A 3,927-nucleotide genomic window follows, 5' to 3' on the forward strand; every position below is an offset into this window, starting at 1 on the left:
ATAGCTAGCGATAGCAGCAGCCTAATATTGAGACAGGGGATCGCAGATCTATCTAGAAGATTCTCCAGGATTCAAATCCCTCTAATGTCTTTGAGGGAATACATATTTCTTAGAGACGGAATTTCGCTGCCACAATTAGAGCCATTCTCTCTTGAGCCTTCTTCAGTTAAAGAGATAATAAACTGTACAAACGTACTCTCTGCTTTTGAGGAGTATCTTGAGCGAGGATTCAGGCCGTCTTATATGGAGTGGGACTTTCGAGAGCAAATAGAACACATTATTGAAAAGACACTTCATGGAGATGTTCCGTTCTTCGTTCCCCAAATCTCAGATATTCACTTCAGGCTAATGAATGCCGTTGTAGGCTTTTTGGCGATATCGAAAGTTCCAACACTGAACATTGAGAGGATGTGTAGAGATTGGGGTATAGGGAAGAGAAAGCTCTATGAACTTCTTACTGTAATGAACGCAACAGGAATAATCAGAATAGTATATAGAGAAAATGATAATCGAACCTTCTCCAAGGGTGAGAAAATATTCTTTGGTGACCCTGCTTTCTACTCAATTGGTACAGGAAATACCGGAACAAGAAGAGAAGCCTATGTGGCACAATCCTTCGAAGATTCGGGTAAAAGAATCTTTGCCTGTGTGGATGAGCAAAACGGAGATTTCTCTGTAGATGGGAAGATTATTGAAGTGGGAGGAAGGAGCAAGAAACCAAAGAAAGCCGAGTTCGTGATAAGAGACGACACGGATCTGCCCCATTCAAACTCGATTCCAATGTGGACACTCGGCTTTCAATACTGACAATAGCTCGTAGTTACCCTGCCGGCTCTCTCTAGAACCTGCTGATCGCTGTGAGTGAAACAGGGACTGACAGGCTCTTGATGTCTGTCCCATTTTTCGCGTCCGCCCTCTCTTCTCTCTCTTCCCAAGGATCGCTCTTGATAAAATGGAGTCCCTATTTTTGACTAGTCGTGATTGTGCTCTTATTTGTTTATAAGCACTTTCCAACCACCGACAACGCACCACCAACAACGGCTCTGAAAAAACGAGTCTGTCCCTATTTTTGTTGTCCCTATTTTTGTTCGGGAGTCCCTATTTTTGTCGCTGCAAGCACCAGTCGCGGCGGGGTGGATCAGAGGTAAGAGGGATGAGGATAGAGGTAAGAAGATCAAGATCTTTGCGCTCTTCCAACCTCTAGCCTGTCGCCTCTAACCTCTGCTCTCCCTTCTCGTCGCGCCAGTTCCGCTCCGCGGCCTAAGAACCAAGAACCTGGACGCGAAGCGTCGGAACGAAAAACTTGGGCGCAGCGCGCCGGAACCGCTCTTCTGCTCTTGATAAAATGGAGTCCCTATTTTTTCTTTTTCTGTCACCTTTTTTCCACTAGGGTCATCCCGTGATGCACCTGCACGGGATCTCGCCCTGAAGAGCCGCTGCACGCTTAAGAACGAGGACCCGCTGATCGCTGGTAAGAACCGATTCTGAAAAATGGAGTCTGTCCCTATTTTTTGCAGTTAAAGCCAGTCACTGCAAGCTGTGGCGAGAAAAACTACAAGAATGCCAAACCGATTTTACAAAGCCAGTTCTACTTCGCGGGCAAAGGAGCCGTTGTGTTCACGTGAAGATCGGGATTCTGAGCAGGATCATCTCAGAATGACGGAATCCTAGACGAAGAACCAAGAACCTGGACGCGTAGCGTCGGAACGAAGAACCGCTTTTCTCAGAGGGCGACTCTAGTTTCGGAATGACGGCATTTAACGTTCCTTTACTTTAGGGCTTACAACTTGGAACTGACAACTTGCAACTGCTCCATCTCGTGGACGGCAGACCGTTGACAGACAACGTTGTTTTCTCCAATCACCAACAACGTACCACCAACAACGGCTCTGAAAAAACGAGTCTGTCCCTATTTTTGAAGTACATGCCCTTGGACGAAGTACGCGGGACGTTTATTCTCGCTCCCTTTCAAAAGACGCCGGACAGCTTCTGTCTCTCTCCGAAATTGTTGTGTCCGTGTTGTTGTGGAACGAATATATGCTAATATAGTTTCATAGTGAAACGGCAGGAGATGATTGTTTGAATGCGGACGAGTTAGTTCAGTCACTCGAAGAGATACAAAAGAGAAAGGAAATGGAGCTCCCCTCAAGACTGAGACCTTACTTCGACAAAATAGAGATGAAGAACAGGGCAGTCCTCGTCTTTGGGCCAAGAGGGGTTGGAAAAACCACTTTTCTTCTGCACAGATTTAGGGAGAGAAAAGTACTCTACGTCTCGGCTGACAACCCTCTCGTTTCTACTAGTGACCTATGGAGCATAGCAAAGACAGCTTTTGTAAGGGGTTATGAGGGGATAGTTGTGGATGAGGCTCACTACGCAAAAGATTGGAGCATCCATCTTAAGGCCCTCTACGATTCCTATCCGGGAAAACTGGTAATAGCTAGCGATAGCAGCAGCCTAGTATTGAGACAGGGGATCGCAGATCTATCTAGAAGATTCTCCAGGATTCAAATCCCTCTAATGTCTTTGAGGGAATACATATTTCTTAGGGATGGAATTTCGCTGCCACAACTGGAGCCATTCTCTCTTGAGCCTTCTTCAGTTAAAGAGATAATAAACTGTACAAACGTACTCTCTGCTTTTGAGGAGTATCTTGAGCGAGGATTCAGGCCGTCTTATATGGAGTGGGACTTTCGAGAGCAAATAGAACACATTATTGAAAAGACACTTCATGGAGATGTTCCGTTCTTCGTGCCGCAAATCTCGGATATTCACTTCAGGCTAATGAATGCCGTTGTAGGCTTTTTGGCGATATCGAAAGTTCCAACACTGAACATTGAGAGGATGTGTAGAGATTGGGGTATAGGGAAGAGAAAGCTCTATGAACTTCTTACTGTAATGAACGCAACAGGAATAATCAGAATAGTATATAGAGAGAATGATAATCGAACTTTCTCCAAGGGTGAGAAAATATTCTTTGGCGACCCTGCTTTCTACTCAATTGGTACAGGAAATACCGGAACAAGAAGAGAAGCCTATGTGGCACAATCCTTCGAAGATTCGGGTAAAAGAATCTTTGCCTGTGCGGATGAGCGAAACGGAGATTTCTCTGTAGATGGCAAGATTATTGAAGTGGGAGGAAGGAGCAAGAAACCAAAGAAAGCCGAGTTCGTGATAAGAGACGATACGGATCTGCCCCATTCAAACTCGATTCCAATGTGGACACTTGGATTTCAATATTGACAATAGCTCGTAGTTACCCTGCCGGCTCTCTCTAGAACCTGCTGATCGCTGTGAGTGAAACAGGGACTGACAGGCTCTTGATGTCTGTCGCTTTTTCGCGTCCGCCCTCTCTTCTCTCTCTTCCCAAAGACCGCTCTTGAAAAAATGGAGTCCCTATTTTTGTCGATCGCGAGCACCAGTCGCGGCGGGGTGGATCAGAGGTAAGGGTGATGAGGATAGAGGTAAGAAGATCAAGATCTTTGCGCTCTTCCAACCTCTAGCCTGTCGCCTCTAACCTCTGCTCTTCTCGTCGCGCCAGTTCCGCTCCGCGGTTTAAGAACCAAGAACCTGGACGCGAAGCGTCGGAACGAGGAACCGCTCTTGTTCCTAAAAATAGAGTCTGTCCCGTTTTTTCCGTCCAGGACCCGCTGATCGCTGGTAAGAACCGATTCTGAAAAAATGGAGTCTGTCCCGTTTTTTCCCGCCGTTTTTTGTATCAAAAAATGGAGTCTGTCCCCTTTTTAACACCTATGTATCAAAAAATGGAGTCTGTCCCCTTTTTAACATTATGAAGGAAGACCTGCTCTTGTTCCTAAAAATGGAGTCTGTCCCGTTTTTTCCTTTGTTCTTCAAAGACTGGAGTCGCATTCTTTCGACCGCGAGTTCAGCTTTTGCTCGTGCAATAGCCTTTATGAGAAATTCGAG

Annotated in this window: 2 protein-coding genes; both read left to right on the forward strand. The window is 45.9% G+C overall.

Going from position 1 to position 3,927, the window contains the following annotated elements; translation table 11 throughout:
* Positions 1–807, forward strand: an 807-nt coding sequence (locus V512_RS12435; RefSeq protein ID WP_099830780.1) for an ATP-binding protein, incomplete at its 5' end; no start/stop codon positions are given.
* Between the two features lie 1,272 nt (positions 808–2,079).
* Positions 2,080–3,243 (forward strand): AAA family ATPase, encoded by a 1,164-nt coding sequence (locus V512_RS12440; protein WP_099830781.1) that lies wholly within the window; start codon positions 2,080–2,082, stop codon positions 3,241–3,243.
* The last annotated feature ends 684 nt before the right edge of the window (positions 3,244–3,927 follow it).

It is taken from the genome of Mesotoga sp. Brook.08.105.5.1, from assembly GCF_002752635.1.
In the GTDB taxonomy this organism is placed as follows: Bacteria; Thermotogota; Thermotogae; order Petrotogales; family Kosmotogaceae; genus Mesotoga.